Here is a 26,696-nt window from a genome sequence, read left to right on the forward strand (position 1 = left end):
AGAATTATTTTTACTCGATGTTAACCGGCGATACGTCTCGTTATAGCCAATGCAACTGATTCCTATTTGGTTCGGTTCGCAACTATAAGATTCGTATCCCGGAGCGCTCTCGATGTCCTCTCGTTTCAACCGCCGGTCTGCTTCGCCCGTTTTGTCCTTGCTGACCGCCGCGATCCTGCTGGCTGGTGCGCCCGTCATGAGCGCCACCGCAGCGGAACCTGCCGCTCGCAGCCACGCCAACTACACGTTCAGCATCGAACAGCAGCCACTGGTGTCGGCACTCAACGCCTTCACCGCAGTGACCGGCTGGCAAGTCGGCCTGCCGGCCGAACTGGGCCAGGGCGTGTCGTCCCCTGGCGTGCGCGGCCCGCTGCCAGCGGAAAAAGCCCTCGAGCGGCTGTTGGTGGGGACCAACCTGAGCTATCGCAAACTGGGCACCAACAACATCGTGCTGGAAAAACGTAGCGCCGGCAGCGCCCTCGCCCTGCAACAGGTGACCATCAGCGCCACCCGCAATGAACAGGATGTGAACAGTGTACCGAGCACCGTCAGCGTGCACGACCGCGCAGAACTGGACCGCCAGCACGTCAACAACATCCGTGAACTGGTGCGCTACGAACCCGGCGTCTCCGTAGGCGGCGCCGGTACGCGCTCGGGTAACGGGGGCTACAACATTCGCGGTATCGACGGCGACCGCGTCCTCACCCAGGTGGATGGCGTCGAAGTGCCGGACAATTTCTTCAACGGCCCTTACGCCAAGACCCGCCGCAATTACGTCGACCCGGAAATCGTCAAGCGCGTGGAGATCCTGCGCGGCCCGGCCTCGGCCCTGTACGGCAGCAGCGCCATCGGCGGCGCGGTGAGTTATTTCACCCTCGACCCGGATGACATCATCAAGCCAGGCCAGGACGTCGGTGCCCGCCTGAAGACCGGCTACAGCTCCGCCGACGAGAGCTGGCTGACCTCCGGCACCTTCGCCGGGCGTGTGCAAGACTTCGACGGTTTGCTGCACCTGAGCCAGCGCAATGGCCACGAAACCGAATCCTACGATGGCAACAACGCCACCGGCCTGGCCCGTACCGGCGCCAACCCGGAAGATGCGCGCACCACCAACGTGCTGGCCAAGCTGGGCTGGAACTATGGCGATGACAACCGCCTGGGCCTGACCTACGAGAAGTTCAAGGATGACCGCGACGTCAATCTGAAAAACGCAGTGGGCGGCCCGTTCATCGGTGGTCGGGGCATGAACCTGTACCGCGACCGTCGCGGTAACGACACCATTACCCGCGAGCGCTTCGGCCTGGAAAACACCTTCGCCCTGGAGTCGCCGATTGCCGACCGCATCAAGACCAGCCTCAACTACCAGATCGCCAAGACCGACCAGACCACCGCCGAAATCTACCAGGCCGGCCGTCGCGTCTTGCGTACCCGCGACACCCTTTACGAAGAAAAACAGTGGGTCTTCGACGCGCAACTGGACAAAGCATTCAGCCTCGGCGAAACCGACCACCAAGTGACCTACGGCACCACCCTCAAGCAGCAGAAAGTCACCGGCTCACGCGAAGGCTCGGCCTCGTGCCTGGCCATTGGCGCCGGCTGCACCGCCATCGGCGCGCCCAGCCCGTCACCCGGCGACAGCGTGAAGAAGGCCAGCGACTTCCCCGACCCGACCATCAATACCTACTCGCTGTTCGCCCAGGACCAGATCACTTGGGACAAATGGACCTTCCTGCCCGCCGTGCGTTATGACTACACCCGGCTCAAGCCCAAGCTGACCCAGGAGTTCCTCAGCACCGTCAACCCCACCGGTGAATATGCGGTTGATGGCAAAGACAAGACCTGGAACCGCGTCACGCCCAAGTTTGGCCTTACCTATGCCCTGACCGACAACTACACCTGGTTCGGCCAATACGCCGAGGGCTTCCGCACGCCGTCCGCCAAGGCCCTGTACGGTCGCTTCGAAAACCTCGATATCGGCTACACCGTCGCCCCCAACCCCGACCTCAAGCCGGAAACCAGCAAAGGCATCGAAACCGGGATTCGTGGCAAATTCGACGAAGGCTCCTTCGATATTGCGGTGTACTACAACAAGTACCGTGACTTTATCGACGAAGACAGCGCCGTGGTCGGCGGCACCGTGGAGCAGTTCCAGGCCGTCAACATCAAGCGCGCCACCATCAAGGGCGTGGAAGCCAAGGGCCGCCTGAACCTGGATACTTTCGGCGCGCCGAAGGGCCTGTATACCCAAGGCTCGGTTGCCTACACCTATGGTCGCAACGACGACAATGGCGAACCGCTGAACAGCGTCAACCCGCTCAAGGGCGTGTTTGGCCTGGGCTACGACCAGGACAACTACGGTGGCCTGGTGAGCTGGACCGTGGTGAAAAAACAGAACCGCGTCGACAGCACCACCTTCCACGCGCCCGACGGCGGCACCGACGGCCCGTTCAAGACCCCGGGCTTCGGCATCCTCGACCTGACCGCTTACTACAAGGTGAGCAAAGACGTGACCGTCAACGGCGGCCTCTACAACCTCACCGACAAGAAGTACTGGAACTGGGATGACGTGCGCAGCTACGACAGCGTCGGCGAAGCCGGTGTGACCGGCCCGGCCAACCTCGACCGCCTGACCCAGCCCGGTCGCAACTTTGCGATCAACGTGATCTGGGACATCTGACCCATCCGCCTCACCTCGCCGCCCTTGCAGCCGCGGCGAGGTGAGGATTTTTTACTGTGCCGCGTCTTCTTGTTCGTCTAGTTGATAACAGCTCTCTTCAGGGCGCCCAGGCGCTTCTCTTCTCAAGGACTTTTTTCATGACCGCTTCTTCCACCGCAGAACGCCCAAGCCTGCGCTCCCAACGCCTGAACCAGATCACCAACGCGCCGCACACCAAGCTCGACGCCTTGGTGAAAGCTCACGCGCCGTTCGAAACCCAAGCCAACTTCGCCCGTTTCGTGGTGGCCCAGTACCTGTTCCAATCGGAACTGGTGGCCTTGTACAACGATGCCGAGTTGAACCAGATCATCCCTGACCTGGCCGCCCGCTGCCGCGCCGAAGCGGCCAAGCTCGACCTGGCAGACCTGGACACCGAAATCCCGGCCCCGGTTGCCGGTGCGGTGAATAACCCCAGCAAAGCCGAAGCTTTGGGCTGGCTGTTCGTCTCCGAAGGCTCCAAGCTGGGCGCTGCGTTCCTGATCAAGCGCGCCGTGGGCCTGGGCCTGAGCGAAACCTTCGGTGCCCGCCACCTGGGCGAGCCGGCCGGTGGTCGCGCCGAAGGCTGGAAAAGCTTCACCCGCACCCTCGACGGCCTGGCATTCAGTGCCGAAGAAGAAGCTGCCGTGGAAAAAGGCGCGATTGATGCGTTTGTGCGCTTCACCGTGTTGCTGGAACAGGCGTACGCTAGCGCCCCAGAACTGGCGTAAGTGTTCTGGTAATCAGCGGTTCAATGTGGGAGCTGGCTTGCCTGCGATGGCGGTGGGTCAGCTCCAGATATTTAACCTGATACACCGCCATCGCAGGCAAGCCAGCTCCCACACTTGGGTGCATTTCATGGCTGATAATGTGTAAACCTTCCCACCAGAAAACTGCAGCATGACCGGCAAACCCCAATCCTCCTCCAAAATCGCCCAAGTCCTCTTTGGCCTGCTGGCCTACGTGAGCCTGGGGATCGGCTTGGTGGCGATTGTCATACCGGGGTTGCCCACCACCGAATTCATCTTGCTCGCCGCCTGGGCCGCCACCAAAAGCTCGCCGCGCCTCAGCGCCTGGCTGGAAAACCATCGCCTGTTCGGGCCGATCCTGTCCAACTGGCGCAATGGCAAGATCATCGCCCGCCGCGCCAAGGTCAGCGCCACGGTGAGCATGTTGCTGTGCGCCGTGCTGATGCTGGTGATGCTCGATCACGGCTGGCCGGTGTACCTGGCGATTGCCGGGATGAGCCTGGGCAACCTGTGGATCTGGTCCCGCCCCGAGCAGCTCGCACGCCCCGTATAACGGCCGGTGTAGGCATTTTCCTACCGCTCATCGCCTATTTCTCATGAATTGATTTGTGACGCCGATGTTTCAGGTACGGCGCCGAATGGACTTGGCTCTTCTGCGTGCATTCCAACAAGTCCATTCGTGAGTGAACCTATGTTCGACACCCTCTCCATCCGCTTGAAAATCGTGTTGCTGTCCGGCCTGTGCCTGCTGGGTGTGATTGCACTGGTGGTCGGCATCAATATCTACAACACCAACCAGAACGATCGGTTGGTCAGTGATTCAAGCTCACGAATGCTCACCGCCAGCGTGGAGCAGTTGCTGCAATCCAAAGCGGCCGAACAGGCCGGCCACTTGCAGCAGACCTTCGGCGAAAACCTGCTGGTGGTCACAGCCCTGGCCGACCAGATCAAAGACCTGCGTCAGTTGGGCACCCAACGCGCCCTTGAAGCCGGGGCCCTGCGTGAAGAGCTCAACCGCAGCGTCAAAACCGCGTTCGAGCGCAACACCAAAGTGCTGGGCATCTGGTTGTCGTTCGAACCCAACGGGCTGGATGGCAAGGACAGCGAATTCATCGACGACAAGGCACGCGTCTCCAATGAAAAAGGCCGGTTTTCCAGCTACTGGAGTCGTGCTGGCGGCGAAGGCCAGAACACCATCATGGTCGAAGATGACCTGACCAAGACCACCCTCAACCTCAGCGGCACGCCCTACAACATCTGGTACACCTGCCCACGGGACACGCGCAGTACGTGCCTGCTGGACCCGTACGAAGACACGGTGGCCGGCAAACCGGTACTGATGACTACCATTTCCCTGCCGCTGATCGTCGACGGCAAAGTCATCGGTGTCGTCGGCGTGGACATCGCCCTCACCGCCCTGCAAGCGACCACCGATGCTGCGCAGAAAGACCTGTTCAACGGTGCCGCCCACCTGGAGATTCTGTCCAGCACCGGCCTGATCGCCGCCTACAGCGGTGAACCAGCCAAAGTCGGCAAGAACCTGATCGACAGCATCGGCGCCGAAGGCAAGGAGATCGTGCAACTGCTGGCCAATGACCGTCCGGTGATCCGTGAGCAGGACGACACCATTCGTGCCGTGTACCCGCTCAAGCCGATTGCCGGTGCCAAATCCTGGGGCGTGGTGATCAAGCTGCCCAAAGCGGTGATGCTGGCCGACAACGAAAAACTGCAAGCCGTACTCGACGAGGCCCAGGCAACAGGCACGCTAAAAGCCCTGCTGGTGGCCGCCGCCGCTGGCCTGCTGGGCTTGCTGTTGATCTGGCTGACCGCTACTGGCGTGACCCGCCCTATCAATAGCGTGGCCGCCATGCTCAAGGACATCGCCAGCGGTGACGGCGACCTCACCCAGCGCCTGGCCTACGCCAAGAAGGACGAACTGGGCGAGCTGGTGAACTGGTTCAACCGCTTCCTCGACAAGCTGCAGCCGACCATTGCGCAGATCAAGCAAAGCATCACCGAAGCTCGTGGGACGGCCGATCAGTCGTCCGCCATTGCGCGCCAGACCAGCGAAGGCATGCAGGTGCAGTTCCGTGAAATCGACCAGGTCGCCACCGCGTCGAACGAAATGAGCGCCACCGCCCACGACGTGGCCAACAGCGCCTCCAATGCCGCCAGCGCGGCACGCGGCGCCGACCAGTCGGCTCGCGAAGGCATGTCGATCATCGAGCAGAGCACCCGCGATATCACCACCCTGGCCGACGAAGTCAGCAAAGCCGTGGGCGAAGTCGAAGCCCTGGCGGTCAACAGCGAGCAAATCGGTTCAGTGCTGGAGGTGATCCGCAGCATTGCCGAACAGACCAACCTGCTGGCGTTGAATGCGGCGATTGAAGCGGCACGCGCCGGGGAAAGCGGACGGGGCTTTGCGGTGGTGGCCGACGAGGTGCGCAACCTGGCCAAACGCACCCAGGACTCTGTGGAAGAAATCCGCCTGGTGATCGAGCGTATCCAGAGCGGCACCCGTGGCGTAGTGGCGACCATGCACTCCAGCCAGCATCAGGCGCAGAGCAATGCCGGGCAGATCCATCAAGCCGTGCAAGCCCTGGGCAAGATCAGCGACGCGGTCACCGTGATCAGCGACATGAACCTGCAAATCGCCAGCGCGGCCGAACAGCAGAGCGCGGTGGCCGAAGAGGTCAACCGCAACGTCTCGGCGATTCGCACCGTGACCGAAACCCTCACGGGCCAGGCCACCGAGTCGGCGGCGATCAGCAGCCAGCTCAATGCGCTGGCCAGCCAGCAGATGAAGTTGATGGATCAGTTCAGGGTCTGACTCGGTTCTGAAAACACTAAACATCTGGGTGGGAGCCGGGCTCGCCCGCGATGCAGACAACTCGGTGTATCTGTGAAACCGAGTCGATGCCATCGCAGGCAAGCCAGCTCTCACATAGAGCAGAACAGCGGTGAATTACCGGCCGGGCCAGGCCTGGACGAACGGCGTCAGGTCTTCCTTCGGCGCCGTACGCGGTGGGTTCTGCGGTGTGCCCAGGTAGAGAAAGCCAATCACTTCTTCATTCGCCGCCAACCCCAGGCCTTTGGCGACATGGGCCGAGTAGGACAATTCGCCAGTACGCCACACCGCGCCAATACCCTGGGCATACGCCGCCAGCAGAATGCCGTGGGCCGCACAGGCGGCGGCCAGCAATTGCTCGGACTTGGGCACTTTGAAATGCTCTTGCACACGTGCAATCACCACCACCACCAGCGGCGCACGCAGCGGGCCGTTCTGGGCTTTATCGATGGCGGCTTGCGGTGCGTCGGCGTCTTGCAGGCGGGCGGCTTCGGCCAACAGCGTGCCCATCTGTTCACGGGCTGCGCCTTCGACGGTGAGGAAACGCCACGGGCGCAGTTGACCGTGATCGGGCGCGCGCATGGCGGCGGCGAACAGCAGGTCGCGCTGCTCCTGGGTCGGTGCCGGGTCGAGCAAACGGGGCACGGAAACACGGTTGAGCAAAGCGTCGAGAGCCTGCATTGGCCACCTCCATAAAAAAATGTGCAGCCATTCTAGCGGGAAAGAATCGGGATGCCACCAAACGATAATTGCTCTTATTCAATCTGCCCTGCCCTGTTAGACTTTGCGCCTTAATTTTCTGCCCTCGTCCAGGAATCTCGATGTTCCGTGCGCTTTTGTACCTGCCTGCAGCGTTGATGGCTTTAAGCCTGACTGCTTGCGATGACGCCCCTCGCTTCACGAAAGCAGAGCCGGGTGAATCGCGGGCCGGTGGCGCGGCGACGGTAAACAAGCGCGACCAGAACGCCTTTTCCCTGCCCTCGGCCAACCTCGCGCCGACGCGGCGCCTGGACTTCAGCGTCGGCAACAGTTTCTTTCGCAACCCGTGGGTGATTGCGCCGTCCACCACCACGGCGCGCGATGGCCTGGGCCCACTGTTCAATACCAACGCCTGCCAGAACTGCCATATCAAGGATGGCCGTGGCCACCCGCCGCTGCCCGACGCGCCCAATGCCGTGTCGATGCTGGTGCGCCTGTCCATCCATCCCTCTATTACAGAGCAGCCAGCCTACGCCAAGCTCATCGAACAGATCGGCGTGGTACCCGAGCCGGTCTACGGCGGGCAACTCCAGGACATGGCGGTGCCCGGCGTTGCGCCGGAAGGCAAGGTGCGGGTCGACTACACACCGGTCAACGTCAGATTCAAGGACGGTACGGTGATTGAATTACGCAAGCCCGACCTGCAGATCACCCAACTCGGCTACGGCCCGATGCACCCCGGCACACGCTTCTCGGCGCGTATCGCCCCGCCGATGATCGGCCTGGGCCTGCTCGAAGCGATCAGCGATGCCGATATCCTGCGCAACACAGACCCCAAGACCGCCGACAAAGAGGCTATTGTCGGCCGCGCCAATTGGGTCTGGGATGACGCTCAGGCCAAAACTGTCCTCGGGCGTTTTGGCTGGAAAGCCGGGCAGCCCAACCTCAATCAACAAAACGTTCACGCGTTTTCTGGTGATATGGGCCTCACCACGTCCCTGAGACCCTTCGATGACTGCACCGACGCCCAAGTGGCCTGCAAACAGGCGCCCAACGGCAATGGCCCGCAGGGTGAACCGGAAGTCAGCGATAACATCCTGCGCCTGGTGCTGTTCTACACCCGCAACCTCGCGGTGCCCGCACGTCGGGACGTTGATACGCCGCAAGTGCTGGCCGGCAAGAACCTGTTCTACCAGGCCGGTTGCCAAGGCTGTCACAAGCCCAGCTTCACCACCGCCGCCAATGCAGCCGAACCTGAACTGGCCAACCAGGTGATTCGCCCCTACAGCGACCTGCTGCTGCACGATATGGGCGAAGGCCTGGCCGACAACCGTAGCGAATTCAAAGCCACTGGCCGCGACTGGCGCACCCCGCCGCTGTGGGGCATTGGCCTGACGCAAACCGTGAGTGGTCACACCCAGTTCCTGCATGACGGCCGCGCCCGCAACCTGCTTGAAGCCGTGCTGTGGCATGGCGGTGAAGCCCAAGCGGCGCAGCAACATGTGTTGTCGTTCAATGCCGAGCAGCGTGCCGCGTTGCTGGCGTTCCTGAATTCTTTATAAGCTTTGCCCCACTTACAGAAGGGAGCTCGACATGTTTCGTCCCAAGTTGTTGTTCACCAGCCTCGCCGCCCTGGCCTTGGGCGCCTGCTCGCCCCAAGACCCGCAAGCAGTGACCTCGGCAGCCATCGCCAAGCAAGTGATCCTGCCGACCTACAGCCGTTGGGTTGAGGCCGACCGTCAGTTGGCCGTCAGCGCCCTGGCCTACTGCCAAGGCAAGGAAAGCCTGGACACCGCCCGCGCTGACTTCCTGCACGCACAAAAAGCCTGGGCCGAGCTGCAACCGCTGCTGATCGGCCCGCTGGCCGAAGGCAACCGGGCGTGGCAGGTGCAGTTCTGGCCAGACAAGAAGAACCTGGTCGGCCGCCAGGTCGAGCAACTGGTCAGCGCCCAGCCGCAGATCGACGCCGCGGCCCTGGCGAAATCCAGCGTGGTAGTGCAGGGCCTGTCGGCCTACGAATACATCCTCTACGACGCCAAGCCCGACGTCGCCGACGAAGCCCAGAAAGCCCGCTATTGCCCGTTACTGATGGCCATCGGCGAGCGCCAGAAAGTCCTGGCCGAAGAGATCCTGGCCAGCTGGAACAGCACCGACGGCATGCTCGCGCAGATGACCAAGTTTCCGAACCAGCGCTACGCTGATTCCCACGAAGCCATCGCCGACCTGCTGCGCGTGCAAGTGACCGCCCTGGACACCCTGAAGAAAAAACTCGGCACCCCAATGGGCCGCCAGACCAAGGGCATCCCGCAACCGTTCCAGGCCGATGCCTGGCGCAGCCAGTCGTCCCTGCAGAGCCTGGAAGCCAGCCTCGCCGCAGCGCAGACCGTGTGGGTGGGCGTCGATAACAAAGGCCTGCGTGGCCTGCTGCCGGCGGACCAGAAGCCCCTGGCCGAGAAAATCGACGCCGCCTACGCAGCGTCGCTGAAACTGTTCGCCAGCAACCAGCGCACCCTCAACGAACTGTTGAACGACGACGCCGGGCGCCAGCAACTCAACGACATCTACGACAGCCTCAACGTAGTCCATCGCCTGCATGAAGGTGAACTGGCCAAGGCGCTGGGCGTCCAACTGGGCTTTAACGCCAACGACGGTGACTGATGATGCTCAGGCGACAGGCTTTGGCGGTGGGCAGCGTGCTGCTCAGCGCTATCACCTTGGGTGGCTGGACGCTGTTCAAGCACAAAGACAAAGGCCCGCTGCTGCTGTCGGCGCGCGATAATGCCGACGGCAAGCACTACGCTGTCGGCTATCGCCTGGATGGCAAGCCGGTATTTGCCACCCAGGTCGGCCAGCGCTGCCATGACATCATCAACCACCCGACCTTGCCGATTGCACTGTTCGTCGCCCGTCGCCCAGGCACCGAGAGCTACCTGATCGACCTGCGCGACGGCAGGCTGCTGCAAACTATCACCTCGAACGCCAACCGCCATTTCTATGGGCATGCGGTGATCCACAAGAGCGGTGACTGGCTGTACGCCACCGAGAACGACACCTCCGACCCCGGTCGGGGCCTGTTGGGGGTGTATAAGTTCGAAGGTGAGCGGCTGGTGCACAGCGGCGAGATCTCTACCCACGGCATCGGCCCGCATCAAGTCTCGTGGATGCCCGACGGCGAGACGCTGATCGTGGCCAACGGTGGCATTCGCACCGAAGCCGAAAGCCGGGTAGAAATGAACCTCAACGCCATGGAGCCGAGCCTGGTGCTGATGCGCCGTGACGGCAGCCTGATCAGCAAGGAAACCCTGGCCCAGCAGATGAACAGCGTGCGGCACATGGGCATCGCCAGCGATGGCACCATCCTCACCGGGCAACAGTTCATGGGCCCGTCCCAGGAGCGTTCCGAGTTGCTGGCGATCAAGCGCCCGGGGCAGCCGTTCGTGGCGTTCCCAGTGGCGGATGAACAGTTGCAGGCGATGGGGCATTACACCGCCAGCGTGGCGGTGCACAGCGAACTGCGCCTGGTGGCGTTGACAGCACCTCGTGGCAATCGCTTTTTTATCTGGGACATGGACACCGCCGAACTGCGCCTGGATGGGCCCTTGCCGGACTGTGCGGGGGTGGGTGCGGTGGCGGATGGGTTTATCGTGACATCAGGACAGGGGCGTTGCCGCTTCTATGACTGCCGCCAGGAAAAGTTACTGGCAACACCACTGGAGTTACCGGCAGGGTTCTGGGATAACCACCTGCACTTGGTCTAAAGACCGACGACATCAAAATGTGGGAGCGGGCTTGATCGTTCCCACGCTCTGCGTGGGAATGCAACCCGTGACGCTCTGCGTCACTGGCGCTAACGGACGAGACGCAGAGCGTCTCAAGAGGCATTCCCACGCAGAGCGTGGGAATGATCATGCCTGGCGCACCATAAAAAAAGGGCCTCGCATGGCAAGGCCCTTTTCGGGGTCAATCGTTTCAACTTTGCGGCCTCATCGCTTGAGACATGCCGAACATGAATAACAGCAATTCATGGTCGGGCTTGGCCGCCACACTCGTCTTGGCAATGCGTGGCAGCAGGCATTGCCCGCCACCGTCTACCGCACTCAACACTTGTGTACGAGGTTGTTCCCATACCGCCAGGGCCAGGGCTGCAACACCCAATGCCCCGACCAGAAACAAACCTCGTGCTATTTCTAGCTTCATCTGGTTAAACCCTTGATAGCGCTGCCAAACGCCGTCTCGTAAAAGTAGCTGAGTTTTTTCCAGTCGGTATCATTCCACGACGAATGGCGGCGCAATTGCAGCATATCGTGGGACGCGGCCCGATAAGCGGTCAGGCGCTGACGGCATTTCTCGAAATCCAGCAGGGCCACTTCCACTGTCGCCGCATCAGGCTCACCGGTCACCCGCACGAAGATGTGCTTGATATACAGGCAACCGTGTTGCCAGCGGCCTTTGTGCATACGAGCCAAGGTGCCGGCCAACTCTTGCAGCAGGCGCTCGTGGACCGCCTCGCCATACTGTTGGCGGCCACCGGCGGCGTACCAGTTTTCGATCTCGTCGAAACCGTCCAGGGACGCGGTCACCAACAGGGCTTTCCATTGGTGCTCCGGGTCGCGACGCGCCTCGCAAAACACCAGTTCCGGCACACGCACATCCAGCAAACGCAGGCCTTTGAGGGCATCACGCTCACGCAGCACGGTCGGACGCCCAAAGGGGTGCAGCCAACTGCGGTAAATGTGGCCGGTCTGGCGCTTGCAATAGAGCAAACGGCCATTAGGGCTTATGACCCGTTGCACGCCACTTTCACCACCACGGCGACGGTTGGGTTCTTCCACCCATTCACCCTGTTGACGCCAGAAAAAATCAAATCGTTCTTCGGGAGCTACATGACTGCCTACTACGCACTCAACTGCCATCCTGTTACCTCTTGCGCAATACATACACTCGCCACATGGCGTAGAGCGGTATGAAGTCCAGGGATTCCTGAACACGGAAACCGGCCTGCTCGAATTCTGCCTCGACAGTAGCAGCCGGTAACACAAACCGGTTTTGGTAACCTTCCTGCTCACCTTTTTTGCGACGACGCACTTCGCTGCGCTTGCGCTTCCAGGCCTTGAAATTACCGTCTACCCACAGCGAAATAATCACGCTGTCGCGGGTAACACGTTGAAACTCGCGCAATATCGTCAATCTATGCTCTGGATCACCGATGTGGTGCATCAAGCGCATGCAGAAAATACTGTCGACGGAGTTATCTGGCAAATCGATATCAAAGGCAGACGTCTGCAAAGGGCGTACCCGTTTCACCACCTCTGCCGGTTGGGCAGCGGTGGCGATCTTCAACATCGACGCCGAATTGTCAGCTCCGATAATCACACGGTTGGGTTTTTCGGCCAGCAACGGCCAGAAACGTCCAGCGCCACACGGCAGGTCCAACACCAGGCCCGGCTCACCGGCCATGGCCAATGCGCCGCGCGCCAACTGCTCGTCGCGTTTGTGGGACAACCGGCGAGCCAGATTGTCCTGATGCTTGAGCAAATATTTCTGCGCGTGTTGATCGTCGTACTTGTCAGAAAATTCCAGCTTGATCGGGGAAGGCATCTTACGTCTCCAGTAACTGATGCCTACGACCTTAAGCAGCGAACTGTGATCAACAGGTCAACTCGTTGTGAAAATCTTGTCCTGTCCAATTGCATACATTTCAAGACTTTACAGAAACATTCAGTAGCACCGGGCCATCTTCGCCGAAAAGCGGGCAGTCTGCATCAGCAAAACGACAGACTGAAGGGTCAGGTTTTGACTGGGCTGAGCTCCACGTGAAAACGGCAGCCATTGGGCTCCATAGTGCTCAGGCTTACGCTCCAGCCCTGGCTTTCGCAGATCCGTTGCACCAGTGAGAGCCCAAGGCCAAGGCCCTCGCCACGCTTCTCGCTACCGCGCACGAACGGCTCGAACATCGCTTCGCGCTTCTCTTCGGGGATCCCGACACCGGAGTCCTCCACCGTGAAACCACTGGGCTCCAGGGTCAGGCGGATAAACCCGTGCTCGGTGTAATGCAGTGCGTTGCGCAGCAGGTTGCCCATCACCGCGTGCAAGAAGGTGGTGTTGTAGCGGGTGTCCAGGGGGTTACCCGGCAGGTAGATCAACGCCAGGCCTTTTTTCTCGATGGGCTCGCGCCAGATACCGAGCAGGTCTTCGGCCACCTGGGTGAGGTTGCCTTGGGGTGAACTGGCAGCGTCGTCGTGTTTGGCGCGGGCCAGCATCAGGAAGGTTTGCACCAGCTCGCGCATTTCTTCACAGGCACGGGCAATTCGTTCTACCTGATTGCGACCGCGCTGATCGATGGCCGGGTTTTCGCGCAACAGTTCGCAGGAGCTGGCCAGGACCATCAAGGGCGTGCGCAGCTCATGGCTCACATCGCTGGTAAACAATTGCTCACGTGACAGCGCCTGGCGTAAACGCCCCAGGGTGGCGTCGAACGCCACCGCCAGTTCGCCCACTTCATCGGCGGCGTAATCCGGCGCCAGGGGCGGTGCCAGGCCCAACAGTTGGTCACGATGACGGACCTGGCGGGCCAGGCGTACCACCGGCGCCATCACCTTGCGGGCCAGCACCCAGCCGAGGAACGCCGCCAGCGCCAGGCTGAGTACAAACCCCACCAGCACCACCGCAAACAGCACGCGCTCACGCTCTTCGAAATCGCTCTGGTCTTGCAGCAACACATAACGTCGGCCATCGACCACTTCAACCATGGCGTGGTACGACAGCGCCTCGCGAAACACCTCATGAAACCCCGGGTCCAGATGGCGCAGGTCCTTGGGCAGTTCAAAATCGCCACGCCCGCCGCTGAAATAGAACAGCTGGTCCGGCTCCGGCCGATGGTTCCAGTCTTCGACGCTGTCCATCAACAGCAGGCGTTGCAAGTCGCCGCCCAAGCCCGCCGAGATCAACTTCTCTTCCACCAGGTGCACGGTCGCAATGATGCCGATGGCGAAGGCCCCCGCCACCAACGCACTCATCAAGGCGAAGGCGATGATGATCCGTTGGGCAAGGCTTTGCTTAAACTCCATCACGACCCTCGGCCAGGCGATAACCCACACCATGCACCGTTTGCAGCAATGGCTTGGCGAAGGGTTTGTCGATCACTTGGCGCAATTGGTGAACATGGCTGCGCAGGCTGTCGCTGTCCGGGCAGTCGTCTCCCCACAGGGCTTCTTCGAGAACTTCCCGACGCAGAACGTGCGGGCTTTTCTGCATCAGCACGGCGAGCAGTTTCAGACCCACGGGGTTGAGCTTGAGCAGGCGCCCTTCGCGGGTGACTTCCAGCGTATCGAGGTCGTAGTTCAGGTCACCCACTTGCAGGGCACGACGCCCGCCACCCTGGGCACGGCGCAACACCGCTTCGATACGCGCAGCCAGTTCCGACAAGGCGAAGGGTTTGAGCAGGTAGTCATCGGCGCCAGACTTGAAGCCCTGCAGCCGGTCGTCCAGTTGGTCGCGAGCGGTAAGCATGATCACCGGCGTGTCGCGGCGCGCGTCTTCGCGCAGGCGTTTGCACAGGGTGTAGCCATCGATGCCGGGCAACATGATGTCGAGCACGATCAGGTCGTAATGCTCGGTGGCCGCGAGGTGCAGGCCCGACAAACCGTCCTGCGCACAGTCCACTGTGTAGCCTTTGAGCCCCAGGTAGTCGGCCAGGTTGGCGAGGATATCGCGGTTGTCTTCAACCAATAGAATTCGCATGGGCAGTGTCTCCGTACGCGGTAACGGCCGTGTTGGCTCGCGCAGCTTAAGGCCAAGCGGGGCTCAGGGATAGAGCGCAGAGCCCCGCCGATAAAGCTTTTCAACTGTTTTTAGAGCCAAACAAGTTTTTCACTATAGCTTCACAAACTGACTACAGCCTCAGGAAGAAGATCGCCCCCCATTGATCTAAGGAACATAGACATGGGTTTTTTCAAAACCGCGCCAATGCGTTATTTGCTATTGATCACCGGGGCCTGGTTAGTGGTTTTCCTGCTCACCCGCAGTGTGCTGCTCATCACTCACCTGGATGAAGTCGGCGGCAACCTGCTGCCGGTGTTTGGCGTAGGTGTGCTCTACGACCTGGCCTTCCTCGCCTACGCAGCCTTGCCGCTTGGCCTGTATTTGCTGCTCTGCCCGCCAGCCCTGTGGCGCCGCCGTGGCCATCGCTGGTTCCTGCAAGCGGTGCTGACTGTCAGCCTGTTCGCCATGCTGTTCACCTCGGTGGCCGAATGGTTGTTCTGGGATGAGTTTGGCGTGCGCTTCAACTTTATCGCTGTCGATTACCTGGTGTACTCCGATGAGGTACTGAACAACCTGCTGGAGTCTTACCCGATCGGCAAGCTGCTGAGCCTGCTGGCGATGCTTGCACTGATTCTGAGCGTGGCTCTGCGCAAGCCCTTCAATGCCGCGATGGCAGCGCCCGTGCCTGCGCTGCGTGGCCGTTTGGTCAACGCCCTGGGCCTGCTGGTGCTCGCCGGCCTCAGCCTGCAACTGGTCAGCCAGGACAGCCCACGCACCCAAGGCGGTAACGCGTACAACAACGAATTGGCCAGCAACGGGCCTTATCAGTTCTTCGCCGCCTTCCGTAACAACGAACTGGATTACACCCAGTTCTACAAAAGCCTGCCGACCGACGTCGTCGCCAAGCAGTTGCGCGCCGAACTGAGTGAGCCCAACGCCCGCTTTATCGACCCGGACCCGCTGGATATTCGCCGTGCCATCACCAACCCCGGCACACTGCGCAAGCCCAACATCGTACTGGTGACCATCGAGAGCTTCAGCGCCAAGTACATGGGCAGCAATGGCGATGCGCGCAACCTCACGCCCAATCTGGATGCATTGCGCCAACAGAGCCTGTACTTCAATAACTTCTACGCCACCGGTACGCGCACCGACCGAGGCCTGGAAGCCATTACCCTGGCAGTCCCGCCGACGCCGGGACGTTCGATCGTCAAGCGCATCGGCCGCGAAAGCGGGTTCGCCAGCCTGGGGCAACAGCTCTCGGCCATCGGTTATGACAGCGTGTTTGTCTATGGCGGGCGCGGTTACTTCGACAATATGAACGCGTTCTTCAGCGGCAACGGTTATCGGGTGGTGGACCAGAGCAGCGTGCCCGAGTCAGAAATCTCATTCAAAAACGCCTGGGGCATGGCGGACGAGGACCTGTTCAAGCAGACCTTGAAACTGGCCGACGCCGACTACGCCAAGCAACAGCCGTTCTTGCTGCAACTGATGACCACCTCCAACCATCGCCCTTATACCTACCCGGATGGGCGTATCGACATCAAGTCCGGCAAGGGCCGCGACGGCGCGGTGAAATACACTGACTACGCCATCGGCCAGTTCCTTGAGGCGGCGCGCCAGAAGCCGTGGTTCAATAATACGATCTTCGTGTTCGTCGCCGACCACACCGCCGGCAGCGCAGGCAAGGAAGACCTGCCGATCACCAACTACCAGATTCCGCTGTTTATCTACGCGCCCAAGCTGATCGACGCACGGGAATCCGCCCAACTGGCCAGCCAGATCGACCTGGCGCCGACCTTGCTGGGCCTGCTCAACCTGAGCTACGAATCAACATTCTTTGGCCGCAACCTGCTGCAAGACAACCCATTGCCTGCACGGGTAGTGGTGGGCAATTACCAGCACCTGGGTCTGTTCGATGGCAAGGACCTGGCAATCCTCAGCCCGCGCCAAGGCTTGCGTCGCCACGACCAGGCCTTGGGCGAGAGCCAGGAGCTGCGCGTCGGTAGCGATGACCCCTTGATTCAACGGGCGATCACCTACTACCAGGCCGCCAGTTATGACTATAAACAGCAACTGCTGAGCTGGAAAGCGCCCAAGGAAGAGGCTCCAGTCTTAAGCAAACGCTAATCAAAAAGCCCCGTGCAGGTGAGCACGGGGCTTTTTTACCAAGGTTCGAGATGAAATCCCCCTCCTCTTTACCAGTTTCCAAACCGCTTGATTTTTGGCTGTGCCTGGGCCTGCCTGCCAGCGCTGCGGTGGCCTTGCTGTTGCTTGAACTGACGTCACTGGACATGGACCTGGCCAGGCATTTCTATAGCGCAGAGGCTGGCGGCTTCATTGGCCGCTATAGCTTCTTCCTTGAAGACATCCTGCATGACCGTGCCAAGCAACTGGTGATCCTGTTTTCGGTGCTGGCGATTCTGGGTCTGGTCGGCAGCTTCATCCTGCAGCGGCTCAAGCCGTACCGCCGTGAACTGGTGTGCCTGGTGCTGTCGCTGGGAATGGCGACGGCGTTCGTGTCGCCATTGAAAACCATCACCGCCGTGCAATGCCCCTGGAGCCTCAAGGAGTTCGGCGGCCAGGAAACCTACAGCGAACTGCTCAGCCCGCGCCCGCCGACCGATAAACCCGGCCGCTGCTGGCCCGGCGGGCATGCAGCCACCGGGTTTGCCTTGTTCGCCTGGTTCTTCGCGCTGCGGGATCGACGGCCGCGGCTGGCGCGCTACGCGTTCATCTTTGCTGTCAGCCTGGGCAGCGTGTTTTCAGTCAGCCGTATGCTGCAAGGGGCGCATTTCTTTTCCCACAATGTGTGGACAGCGATCTTTTGCTGGCTGATCTGCCTGGGGCTGTATTGCTTGTTGCTGTACCGGCCTTCACGGCAAGCCGTAATGCCGGTCAGTTAAGCGAATGCAACGAAGATCAAATGTGGGAGCTGGCTTGCCTGCGATTGGCCATAAGTATCGACACAACTTTGCAGCGGTCGACGGCAACTACAACCTCGATAACCACGCTGGCCGAACGCAGGCTTGAACTCCTGGCTAACCCGGCAGGATGCCGGGTTAGCCGCCGTCAGGGCGGCCCCTAGATGGCCGTTGCCCGACTAACGGATATGAACGCGCTCTGATCCAACATTCCTGCAGGCTGGCAGGCCGTCTTCGCAGGCAAGCCAGCTCCCACATTTTGACCGCCGTGCATCAGTTAGATAAGCGTGGCTGTCAGGCCGCCGTCGGGTGGGTACAGCCGTGCATAAAAAAGCCCCGCCTGCATCACTGCAGGCGGGGCTTTTTATAGCGCCGGGTAGGCTGGCTTACATCATGCCGCCCATGCCACCCATGCCGCCCATGTCTGGCATACCGCCGCCAGCCGAGCCTTCTTTCTTCGGTGCTTCAGCGATCGCAGCTTCGGTGGTCAGGATCAGACCGCCGATGGAGGATGCTGCTTGCAGCGCGGAACGAGTCACCTTGGTTGGATCCAGGATGCCCATTTCGATCATGTCGCCGTACACGCCAGTCGCAGCGTTGTAACCGTAGTTACCTTTGCCGTTCTTGACTTCGTTGACCACAACGCTTGGCTCGTCGCCGGAGTTGGCAGCGATCTGGCGCAGCGGTGCTTCAACGGCACGACGCAGTACAGCGATACCTACGTTCTGGTCAGCGTTGTCGCCGGTCAGCTCAGTCAGGGCTTCCAGAGCACGGATCAGCGCAACGCCACCGCCAGGTACCACGCCTTCTTCAACGGCTGCACGGGTTGCGTGCAGGGCGTCTTCAACGCGGGCTTTCTTCTCTTTCATTTCAACTTCGGAGCCAGCGCCAACCTTGATCACTGCAACGCCGCCGGACAGCTTGGCCAGGCGCTCTTGCAGTTTTTCACGGTCGTAGTCCGAGGAGGTTTCAGCAACCTGGGCACGGATCTGCGCGATGCGGGACTCGATGTCGCCTTCAACGCCAGCACCGTCAACGATGATGGTGTTTTCCTTGGAGATGGTCACGCGCTTGGCGCTACCCAGGTTTTCCAGGGTGGCGCTTTCCAGGCTCAGGCCGATCTCTTCGGAGATAACGGTACCGCCAGTCAATACGGCGATGTCCTGCAGCATGGCCTTGCGACGGTCGCCGAAGCCTGGAGCCTTGACGGCTGCAACCTTGACGATACCACGCATGTTGTTCACAACCAGGGTCGCCAGGGCTTCGCCTTCAACGTCTTCGGAAACGATCAGCAATGGACGGCCGGCTTTGGCCACGGCTTCCAGTACTGGCAGCATTTCGCGAATGTTGGAGATCTTCTTGTCGACCAGCAGGATCAGCGGGCTGTCCAGCTCGGCAACCATGGTCTCTGGCTTGTTGACGAAGTACGGAGACAGGTAGCCACGGTCGAACTGCATGCCTTCTACAACCGACAGTTCGTTTTCCAGGCCCGAGCCTTCTTCAACGGTGATCACGCCTTCTTTACCGACTTTTTCCATGGCTTCGGCAATGATGTCACCGATGGAGCTGTCGGAGTTGGCGGAGATGGTGCCTACCTGAGCGATGGCCTTGGTGTCGGCGCATGGCTTGGACAGGTTTTTCAGCTCGGCAACGATGGCGATGGTCGCCTTGTCGATGCCACGCTTGAGGTCCATAGGGTTCATGCCGGCAGCGACGGCCTTGTAGCCCTCGTTGACGATAGCCTGAGCCAGTACGGTAGCGGTGGTGGTACCGTCGCCTGCGTCATCGTTGGCACGGGAGGCAACGTCTTTGACCAGCTGCGCGCCCATGTTTTCGAAACGGTCTTCCAGTTCGATTTCTTTTGCTACGGAAACGCCGTCCTTGGTGATGGTCGGAGCGCCGAAGCTCTTCTCGATGATCACGTTACGGCCTTTCGGGCCCAGGGTCGCTTTTACTGCGTCAGCCAGAACGTTGACGCCAGTGAGCATTTTCTTGCGGGCGGAGTCGCCGAATTTAACTTCTTTAGCAGCCATGATCGATATTCCTTAAATACTTTGTAGTAACGGGAAAATGAGCGAGGAAATCAGTCTTCCAGAACGGCGAGAATTTCGTTCTCAGCCATTACCAGCAGGTCTTCGCCGTCTACTTTCACAGTGTTGCTGCCGGAGTAAGGGCCGAAAACAACCTTGTCACCCACTTTCACGGCCAGTGCGCGTACATCACCGTTCTCCAGGGTTTTGCCTGGGCCCGCAGCGACGATGACACCATGGTTGGCTTTTTCAGCAGCCGAACCTGGCAGAACGATCCCGCCAGCGGTTTTCTTTTCTTCTTCGCTGCGACGGATTACGACGCGGTCGTGCAGAGGACGAAGCTTCATTGTCGATCTCTCCTAATTGTGTTTTTCATCGGCCGGTATCAATTCCGGCGGGTTAAATTCCGGCGGTGCCGGTCGCGGCTCGCGGGGCGAGACGCGGAAGTCTGTCTGATGTCACCACCAGAAACCTTGCGGTGACCGTTACATAAGGGCGCCCAGGCTTATTACAAGGGGCCGAGGATGAAATTTTTTGTGTCGGCTCAAGGGTAAATGCAACACGGCACCCGAAGGTGCCGTGCCAGTGAAGTGGTTACTTGGGGTCGCGGTGTTCGAATTCGCCTTCGATCACATCACCTTCACGCCCCAGGGGTTGGCGCGGCGCCGGGCCGCCACGGGGTTGCAGGTCGTCGGCGAACGCACGCTGGCGCATCGCGGCCTCTTCAGCACGCTGGCGCATTTTGCCGGCCAACAGCTTGCGGGTGAACGGCAGCAACAGCACCAGGCCGAGCACATCGCTGATAAAGCCCGGCAGGATCAGCAAGCCACCGGCCAGGGCCATCATCAGGCCTTCAAGCATGGTCTGGGCCGGCAGTTCGCCGCGGTTCAGGCTTTCACGGGCACGCAGCGCGGTCGCCAGGCCGGCGACACGCAGCACCAGGACGCCGAGCATGGAGCCTACGATGATCAGCAACAGCGCCGGGAAGAAACCGATCGCACCGCTGACTTTAACGAATACGAACAGCTCCAACACCGGAAACAGCAGAAAGAGCAATAAAAAAGGGCGCATCAAATGGTTCCTCAACGCAAGAATGCCTTGCCAGTTCACCTTAGATGACGTCGCCGTTGTGTGAATTCAAGCAGTAGCCGCGGTTTTTTTCGGCCAGACTTCAGCGTGCGCCAATGAAACCAGGGCTTCACGCACTTGTGTCGGCGTATTGCAGGGCTCGGCAAACCCTAGCCAATGTAACGATTGGCCAATGCGCAGGTGCATGCCTTCGCTGTCGATGCCGGCCAACTGTGCAGGCTCGGTGGTCGGCAAGCCGCCCAGCTCGACGTAATGGGCAATGGCCTTGGTGTGATCGCTGTTCATGTGCTCGATCATGCTGCGCTCGGCCTTGCCCGCAAACGGGTTGGCCAAGGTCAACTGGTCGACCCAATGGATCGCGCCAAACCCACCGATGTAACGGTGACGCACGGGTTTGAGCACCCAGAAATCGAAATCGTGGGCCTTGTGGTAGTTGGCCGAATCAGGGAAGTAGCGGTAGTAGCGCTCGGCCGCAGCTTCGATGGCGGCGGAGTCTTCCAGCTTCTCGGCTTCGGCCAGGTAGGTCAGGCGCCCCACGGCTTGCACATCATCGGCCTCGCGCTCACCCACCAACATCGAACACTTGGGATCTTTTTGCAGGTTGTGGGTGTGCTGGGCAATGCGGCTGATCAGGATCAGCGGGCGGCCCTGCTCGTCCAGGCAGTAGGGCACCACCGAGCCAAAGGGAAAGCCGGGCATGGCTTTGGACTGTGTGGCGAGCGCCCCACGGTATTCCTTGAGCAACAGCTCTCGGGCGTTCTTGGCAACCTGCGTGCTCAATAGATGACTCCTCGGGTGTTCCGCCGCCCATGGCATATGGGAATGGATCTCAACACAAGGTAATCAATATCTGCGCAGGTTGCCAGAGTGGCCGACGCCGATTTACCAGGCCACGCCGAAGCCTGCGGTGTAACGGGTCTTGCTCAAGCTGCTATCGGAGTCGCCGCTGATGACGTCACGCTCGGCCTTGAGATTGAGGGACGCCCATTCGGTGACTTTGTAGCGCAGGCCCATCTCGGCATCCAGGGAGTAATCGGCCGGGCCGTCCAGAGGCTTGCCCAATTCGCCGTTGGTGAAGAACTCCACGGTCTTGCCCACCAGGTAGCGGTTGTAGTTCCACTTCATGGCCAGAGAGTAGAAGTTGTCCTTGCCGCCGTCGGCATATTCGTAATCGGTACGGTTGACCAGCGACCCGAGGGAGAACGCGCCCAACTCATCGTCCCAGAACTGGTAGCCCGGGCCGGTACCCACGGTGCGCTGGCGCGCCAGGTCTTCGACCTTGTCGCGCTTATAAGTCAGGCGCCCCTGCCAGAACCAGTGCTCGGTGATAAAACGGTCCAGGTCGTATTCCAGGGCCCAGTTGTCGGTGGTGGTGACGTCGTCCTGGAACTCGCGGTTATATTCGCCCTTGCCCGTATGACGCCACTGGCCGTGACGGGCCGAGGTCTTGAAGTCGATATCGTAGTCGTTGGTGTCTTTGTCCGCGCGTTTGTAGTCCAGCGCCAGGTCGACATTACCCTTCCACACCAGGTCTTCGATCACGGGCTTGGGCTTCATGATCTGTTGGATACTTGCCAGTTCCACCGTCTTGGGCGCCTCGCCATTGGCCAGCACCACCTTGCCGTCATCCGATGCCTGCAAGGACTTGGCCTTTTCACCGCTGTAGGCGTCCTGCTTGACCAGCAGCTCCTGGTCACTTTCCAGGGTTTTGACCTGCTTCCAGTCCACCGGAATGGAGCCTGCGTAGGTGGTTTGGATCAGCAACTTGCCACCGTCGAAGACTTTTATCTTGCCAGTGAGCCGGTCACCGTTTTTCAACCAGACGGTATCGGCGAGCAAGGGCGTGGAAGCACTGAAAACAGCAAGGCACAACAGGGTTCTGGACAACATAAGCAGGTACGGGGCTCAGGATAGGCGAAAAAAGGGGCGTTATAGTGTTACATGGCTAGAACTGACTCAAGGATTTATATTGAGTTCAATACTCATCGTCATGTTTACAGACGTTTCTGACAAAACAACGACGATCTCAACGGATATCTCCACAGTGATCCCACCTGCAGATGCACCACAAAGCCCCGCCGAGATGCGCCGCACCGCCCTGTACCTGACGCTGTCGCAGGTGCCCGAAGGCTGCGTGGTGAGTTACGGCGAGCTGGCCCACCTGGCGGGTCTGGGCCGTGCTGCCCGCTGGGTCGGGCGCACCCTGAGCCAGTTGCCGCAAGACACGCGGTTGCCCTGGCATCGGGTGCTGGGTGCCGGTGGTCGGATAAGCCTGCCGGTGGGCAGTGCCTCGGGCGACGAACAACGTGCGCGTTTACGTAGCGAAGGCGTCACTATCCTGAACAATCGTGTTGATATTCAGCGTCATGGCTGGCGCCCGGTAGAGCACAGCGGTTAGAGTGCGCGCTTTGTTTCCGCAAATCTGAGGCAGACTCCAGCCCATGCCCCGTAAAACCTGGCGCGCCGCGCTCGCCGCCTATGCCAGCCCTTCGACGTTAGTGCTGTTGTTGCTCGGTTTCGCCGCCGGCATGCCTTACATGTTGGTGTTTTCGACGCTTTCGGTGTGGCTGCGTGAAGCCGGTGTGGCTCGCGAGACCATTGGCTATGCGAGCCTGATCGGCCTGGCCTACGCCTTTAAATGGGTCTGGTCGCCGCTACTCGATCAATGGCGCTTGCCGTTGCTCGGTAAACTGGGGCGTCGTCGCTCCTGGCTGGTGCTGGCCCAATCGCTGGTGATCCTCGGATTGATCGGCATGGGTTTTTGTGACCCGCAAAAGCACCTGTCCTGGTTGATCGCCATCGCGGTGATCGTCGCCTTCGCGTCGGCCACCCAAGATATCGCCGTGGATGCCTACCGCCTGGAAATCGCCGACGACAGCCGTCAGGCCGCCCTGGCGGCAAGCTACATGTCCGGCTATCGCATTGCCGCCCTGCTGGCCACGGCCGGCGCGCTGTTCTTTGCCGAAGGCTTTGGCTCCACCGGCTTCAACTATAAACACTCGGCCTGGACCGGCACCTATGTGCTGTTCGGCGTGTTGATGGTGCCGGCGTTGCTCACCACCTTCCTCATGCGTGAACCTGATGTGCCACTGCGCACCCAGTTGCAGGCCGGCCGCTACAGTTTCATGCACCAGTTGGTGTCGGTGTTTGTGCTGATCGTGCTGTTGGTCTCGGTGCCGGCGATGTTCACTCAGTTGTACAACACCGACTTCGCCAGCGTGCTGTTCCAGGGCGTGAGTTTGTGGGAACTGCTGATGGAAGACCGCGCGTTCCTGCGCGCCATCCTCTATATCATCCTCACTACCCTGTGCCTTTCAGCCATGGGCCGCCGGGGCCTGGCGCCCGTGCTCACGCCGGTCAACGACTTTATCCTGCGCTACCGTTGGCAGGCGCTGCTGCTGCTCGGGCTGATTGCCACCTATCGCATGTCCGACACGGTGATGGGCGTCATGGCCAACGTGTTCTATATCGACCAGGGTTTCACCAAGGACCAGATCGCCGGAGTGAGCAAGATCTTCGGCCTGATCATGACCCTGCTCGGCGCCGGCATGGGCGGCCTGTTGATCGTGCGGTTCGGCATATTGCCGATCCTGTTCATCGGCGGCGTGGCCTCGGCCGGTACCAACCTGCTGTTCGTGATGCTCGCCGACATGGGCCCCGACCTGCAGATGTTGATCGTGACCATCTCCCTGGACAACTTCAGTTCGGGCATGGCCACCTCGGCATTCGTGGCTTACCTGTCGAGCCTCACCAACCTCAAGTTCTCCGCCACCCAATATGCGCTGCTCAGTTCGATCATGCTGTTGCTGCCACGTTTGATCGGCGGCTATTCAGGAGTGATGGTGGAGAAGTTCGGTTACCACAACTTCTTTATGATCACCTGCCTGCTGGGCGTGCCGACGCTGCTCCTGATTGCGTTGCATTGGTTCCAGGAGAACCGCCGCGCCCGGCTGAATCCCCCGCCGGAAGACTGACACGACTCAGTCAATGTGGGAGCTGGCTTGCCTGCGATAGCGGTGGTGAACCCAGCGCCGCTATCGCAGGCAAGCCAGCTCCCACACAAGCGACCGTTACGACAGATACGCCCCGCCACCTCACGCCTGTACTCCGGCGACAAGCGCCCGTACAATCCCAAGTCATTTCAAGTCCAAGCAACCGACAACGGCCTACCATGCGTACCAGTCAATATTTGCTCGCCACACAGAAAGAAACGCCTTCCGACGCGGTTGTAATCAGCCATCAGTTGATGCTGCGCGCCGGTATGATCCGCAAACTGGCCTCGGGCCTGTACACCTGGTTGCCCATGGGCTTGAAGGTGATGCGCAAGGTCGAAGCCATCGTTCGTGAAGAAATGAACGCTGCCGGCTCTCTGGAAGTGTTGATGCCGAGCACCCAACCGGCTGAGTTGTGGCAGGAATCCGGGCGCTGGGAAGAGTACGGCCCTGAGTTGCTGCGCTTCAAAGACCGTCATGGCCGCGATTTCTGCGCCGGCCCGACCCACGAAGAAGTCATCACCGACCTGATGCGCAACGAGCTGAGCAGCTATAAGCAGTTGCCGCTCAACCTGTATCAGATCCAGACCAAGTTCCGTGATGAGATCCGCCCACGCTTCGGCTTGATGCGTGGCCGCGAGTTCATCATGAAGGACGCCTATTCGTTCCACGCCGACCAGGCTTCCCTGCAAGCGACCTACGACCGCATGCACCAGGCCTACTGCAACGTGTTCACGCGCCTGGGCCTGAAGTTCCGCCCGGTTGAAGCGGACAACGGCTCCATCGGCGGTGCCGGCTCCCACGAATTCCACGTGCTGGCCGAGTCTGGCGAAGACGATATCGTGTTCAGCAACGGTTCCGACTACGCGGCGAACATCGAGAAGGCCGAAGCCATACCACGTGAAACCTCGCGCCCTGCTCCCACCGAGGAGCTGCGCCTGGTCGACACGCCAGACACCAAGACCATCGCGGCCCTGGTGGAGAAATTCAATCTGCCGATTGAAAAGACCATCAAGACCCTGATCGTGCGCGCCGAAGAAGAAGGCAAGCTGATCGCCCTGGTGATCCGTGGTGACCACGAGCTCAACGAAATCAAGGCCGCTAACCAGCCTGGCGTAGCCAGCCCGCTGGTCATGGCCACCGATGCCGAACTGCGCGACGCCATTGGCGCCGGTGCCGGTTCCCTCGGCCCGCTGAACCTGCCACTGCCGATCATCATCGACCGTTCGGTGGAGCTGATGAGCGATTTCGGTATCGGTGCCAACATCGACGACAAGCACTACTTCGGCGTGAACTGGGAGCGTGACCTGCCGGTTCCGACCGTGGCCGACCTGCGCAATGTCGTGGCCGGCGACCCGAGTCCGGATGGCAAGGGCACCCTGGAGATCAAGCGCGGCATCGAAGTCGGGCACATCTTCCAGCTGGGCAACAAGTACAGCAAGGCGATGAAGTGCGAAGTGCTTGGCGAAAACGGCAAGCCGATCACCCTGGACATGGGCTGCTACGGCATTGGCGTGTCCCGCGTGGTTGCCGCTGCCATCGAGCAGAACAACGACGAGAAAGGCATCATCTGGAGTGACGCCCTGGCGCCGTTCCAGGTGGCCCTGGTGCCATTGCGCTATGAAACCGAGCAAGTACGCGAAGCCACCGACAAGCTGTACGCGCAACTCACCGCTGCCGGTTTTGAAGTGCTGCTCGATGATCGGGACAAGAAAACCAGCCCGGGCATCAAGTTCGCCGACATGGAACTGATTGGCATCCCGCACCGGATCGTGGTCAGTGACCGCGGCCTGGCGGATGGCAATCTGGAATACAAGAGCCGGACCGAAGCCGAAGCCCAACCGTTGCCGGTGGCTGAGGTGCTGTCTTTCCTCCAGGCGCGTATTCGTCGCTGAAAACCAGATCAAGAGAA

Annotated in this window: 23 protein-coding genes and 1 pseudogene; 13 read left to right on the forward strand and 11 right to left on the reverse strand. The window is 60.5% G+C overall.

The window, feature by feature from the left end:
* Positions 1–112: 112 nt before the first annotated feature.
* The 5 genes and pseudogenes from JMV15_RS20045 (at position 113) to JMV15_RS28780 (ending at position 6,271) form a co-directional block, all read left to right on the forward strand.
* A complete protein-coding gene (locus JMV15_RS20045; RefSeq protein WP_038451383.1) occupies positions 113–2,677 on the forward strand; it encodes a TonB-dependent receptor in 2,565 nt (854 codons plus the stop codon).
* Between the two features lie 137 nt (positions 2,678–2,814).
* Positions 2,815–3,423, forward strand: a complete 609-nt coding sequence (locus JMV15_RS20050; RefSeq protein WP_014719756.1) for a biliverdin-producing heme oxygenase — start codon at positions 2,815–2,817, stop codon at positions 3,421–3,423.
* Between the two features lie 169 nt (positions 3,424–3,592).
* Positions 3,593–3,994: a YbaN family protein gene (locus tag JMV15_RS20055; RefSeq protein ID WP_014719757.1), complete on the forward strand. Its 402-nt coding sequence runs from the start codon at positions 3,593–3,595 to the stop codon at positions 3,992–3,994.
* A gap of 279 nt (positions 3,995–4,273) precedes the next feature.
* A pseudogene (locus JMV15_RS28775) lies at positions 4,274–5,413 on the forward strand (PDC sensor domain-containing protein); the annotation flags it as partial.
* Between the two features lie 102 nt (positions 5,414–5,515).
* The gene (locus JMV15_RS28780) at positions 5,516–6,271 is read left to right on the forward strand and encodes a methyl-accepting chemotaxis protein (RefSeq protein WP_370706227.1); all 756 of its coding nucleotides are present in this window, start codon (positions 5,516–5,518) and stop codon (positions 6,269–6,271) included.
* A 135-nt stretch (positions 6,272–6,406) separates the two neighbouring features.
* On the opposite strand, the gene JMV15_RS20065 is transcribed toward JMV15_RS28780, so the two are convergent.
* Positions 6,407–6,970, reverse strand: coding sequence for an NAD(P)H nitroreductase (locus tag JMV15_RS20065; protein ID WP_038451385.1), 564 nt, complete (start codon positions 6,968–6,970; stop codon positions 6,407–6,409).
* Positions 6,971–7,110: 140 nt separating this feature from the next.
* On the opposite strand from JMV15_RS20065, the gene JMV15_RS20070 reads away from it, so the two are divergent.
* From JMV15_RS20070 to JMV15_RS20080, 3 genes are read left to right on the forward strand one after another with little or no spacing between them, the layout of a single operon-like run.
* A complete protein-coding gene (locus JMV15_RS20070) occupies positions 7,111–8,550 on the forward strand; it encodes a di-heme oxidoreductase family protein (RefSeq protein ID WP_038451387.1) in 1,440 nt (479 codons plus the stop codon).
* Positions 8,551–8,581: 31 nt separating this feature from the next.
* Entirely contained in the window at positions 8,582–9,646 is a 1,065-nt protein-coding gene (locus tag JMV15_RS20075) for an imelysin family protein (protein ID WP_020301348.1), read from the forward strand.
* A 2-nt stretch (positions 9,647–9,648) separates the two neighbouring features.
* Positions 9,649–10,746 carry a DUF1513 domain-containing protein gene (locus JMV15_RS20080; protein WP_038451389.1) on the forward strand — a complete coding sequence of 366 codons (1,098 nt, stop codon included), beginning with the start codon at positions 9,649–9,651 and terminating at the stop codon, positions 10,744–10,746.
* A 211-nt stretch (positions 10,747–10,957) separates the two neighbouring features.
* Here the strand turns inward: JMV15_RS20080 and JMV15_RS20085 are convergent, their stop codons facing one another.
* The 5 genes from JMV15_RS20085 to colR form a co-directional block, all read right to left on the reverse strand.
* Entirely contained in the window at positions 10,958–11,185 is a 228-nt protein-coding gene (locus JMV15_RS20085; protein WP_003193932.1) for a hypothetical protein, read from the reverse strand.
* Positions 11,182–11,901, reverse strand: a complete 720-nt coding sequence (locus tag JMV15_RS20090; protein ID WP_003193933.1) for a lipopolysaccharide kinase InaA family protein — start codon at positions 11,899–11,901, stop codon at positions 11,182–11,184. The genes JMV15_RS20085 and JMV15_RS20090 overlap by 4 nt, the downstream gene beginning before the upstream one ends.
* 4 nt (positions 11,902–11,905) lie before the next feature.
* Positions 11,906–12,586, reverse strand: coding sequence for a class I SAM-dependent methyltransferase (locus JMV15_RS20095; protein WP_019817332.1), 681 nt, complete (start codon positions 12,584–12,586; stop codon positions 11,906–11,908).
* 188 nt (positions 12,587–12,774) lie between these two features.
* Positions 12,775–14,055 (reverse strand): sensor histidine kinase, encoded by a 1,281-nt coding sequence (locus JMV15_RS20100; protein WP_019817331.1) that lies wholly within the window; start codon positions 14,053–14,055, stop codon positions 12,775–12,777.
* Positions 14,045–14,728, reverse strand: coding sequence for a two-component system response regulator ColR (colR, locus tag JMV15_RS20105; RefSeq protein WP_003193936.1), 684 nt, complete (start codon positions 14,726–14,728; stop codon positions 14,045–14,047). Before colR ends, JMV15_RS20100 begins: the two co-directional genes overlap by 11 nt.
* Before the next feature lie 201 nt (positions 14,729–14,929).
* On the opposite strand from colR, the gene JMV15_RS20110 reads away from it, so the two are divergent.
* Together JMV15_RS20110 and JMV15_RS20115 are read left to right on the forward strand one after the other, a co-directional pair.
* On the forward strand, positions 14,930–16,879 hold the full coding sequence (locus tag JMV15_RS20110) for an LTA synthase family protein (RefSeq protein ID WP_038451391.1): 1,950 nt from the start codon (positions 14,930–14,932) through the stop codon (positions 16,877–16,879).
* 50 nt (positions 16,880–16,929) lie between these two features.
* On the forward strand, positions 16,930–17,655 hold the full coding sequence (locus tag JMV15_RS20115) for a phosphatase PAP2 family protein (RefSeq protein WP_038451393.1): 726 nt from the start codon (positions 16,930–16,932) through the stop codon (positions 17,653–17,655).
* A gap of 404 nt (positions 17,656–18,059) precedes the next feature.
* On the opposite strand, the gene groL is transcribed toward JMV15_RS20115, so the two are convergent.
* The 5 genes from groL to JMV15_RS20140 form a co-directional block, all read right to left on the reverse strand.
* The gene (gene groL, locus JMV15_RS20120; RefSeq protein WP_038451395.1) at positions 18,060–19,706 is read right to left on the reverse strand and encodes a chaperonin GroEL; all 1,647 of its coding nucleotides are present in this window, start codon (positions 19,704–19,706) and stop codon (positions 18,060–18,062) included.
* A 50-nt stretch (positions 19,707–19,756) separates the two neighbouring features.
* On the reverse strand, positions 19,757–20,050 hold the full coding sequence (locus JMV15_RS20125) for a co-chaperone GroES (RefSeq protein WP_003193940.1): 294 nt from the start codon (positions 20,048–20,050) through the stop codon (positions 19,757–19,759).
* 247 nt (positions 20,051–20,297) lie between these two features.
* The gene (locus JMV15_RS20130; protein ID WP_003193941.1) at positions 20,298–20,774 is read right to left on the reverse strand and encodes an FxsA family protein; all 477 of its coding nucleotides are present in this window, start codon (positions 20,772–20,774) and stop codon (positions 20,298–20,300) included.
* A 66-nt stretch (positions 20,775–20,840) separates the two neighbouring features.
* The gene (locus JMV15_RS20135; RefSeq protein WP_201491879.1) at positions 20,841–21,572 is read right to left on the reverse strand and encodes a HugZ family pyridoxamine 5'-phosphate oxidase; all 732 of its coding nucleotides are present in this window, start codon (positions 21,570–21,572) and stop codon (positions 20,841–20,843) included.
* 102 nt (positions 21,573–21,674) lie between these two features.
* Positions 21,675–22,682 (reverse strand): DUF481 domain-containing protein, encoded by a 1,008-nt coding sequence (locus tag JMV15_RS20140; protein ID WP_014719769.1) that lies wholly within the window; start codon positions 22,680–22,682, stop codon positions 21,675–21,677.
* 193 nt (positions 22,683–22,875) lie between these two features.
* On the opposite strand from JMV15_RS20140, the gene JMV15_RS20145 reads away from it, so the two are divergent.
* From JMV15_RS20145 to JMV15_RS20155, 3 genes are all read left to right on the forward strand, one after another.
* Positions 22,876–23,190, forward strand: a complete 315-nt coding sequence (locus JMV15_RS20145) for an MGMT family protein (RefSeq protein ID WP_020301352.1) — start codon at positions 22,876–22,878, stop codon at positions 23,188–23,190.
* A 43-nt stretch (positions 23,191–23,233) separates the two neighbouring features.
* Positions 23,234–24,766 carry an AmpG family muropeptide MFS transporter gene (locus JMV15_RS20150; RefSeq protein ID WP_014719771.1) on the forward strand — a complete coding sequence of 511 codons (1,533 nt, stop codon included), beginning with the start codon at positions 23,234–23,236 and terminating at the stop codon, positions 24,764–24,766.
* Positions 24,767–24,963: 197 nt separating this feature from the next.
* Positions 24,964–26,679, forward strand: a complete 1,716-nt coding sequence (locus JMV15_RS20155) for a proline--tRNA ligase (protein WP_014719772.1) — start codon at positions 24,964–24,966, stop codon at positions 26,677–26,679.
* Positions 26,680–26,696 lie beyond the last annotated feature (17 nt).

The sequence above is a fragment of the Pseudomonas paracarnis genome (assembly GCF_904063055.1).
GTDB lineage: Bacteria > Pseudomonadota > Gammaproteobacteria > Pseudomonadales > Pseudomonadaceae > Aquipseudomonas > Aquipseudomonas paracarnis.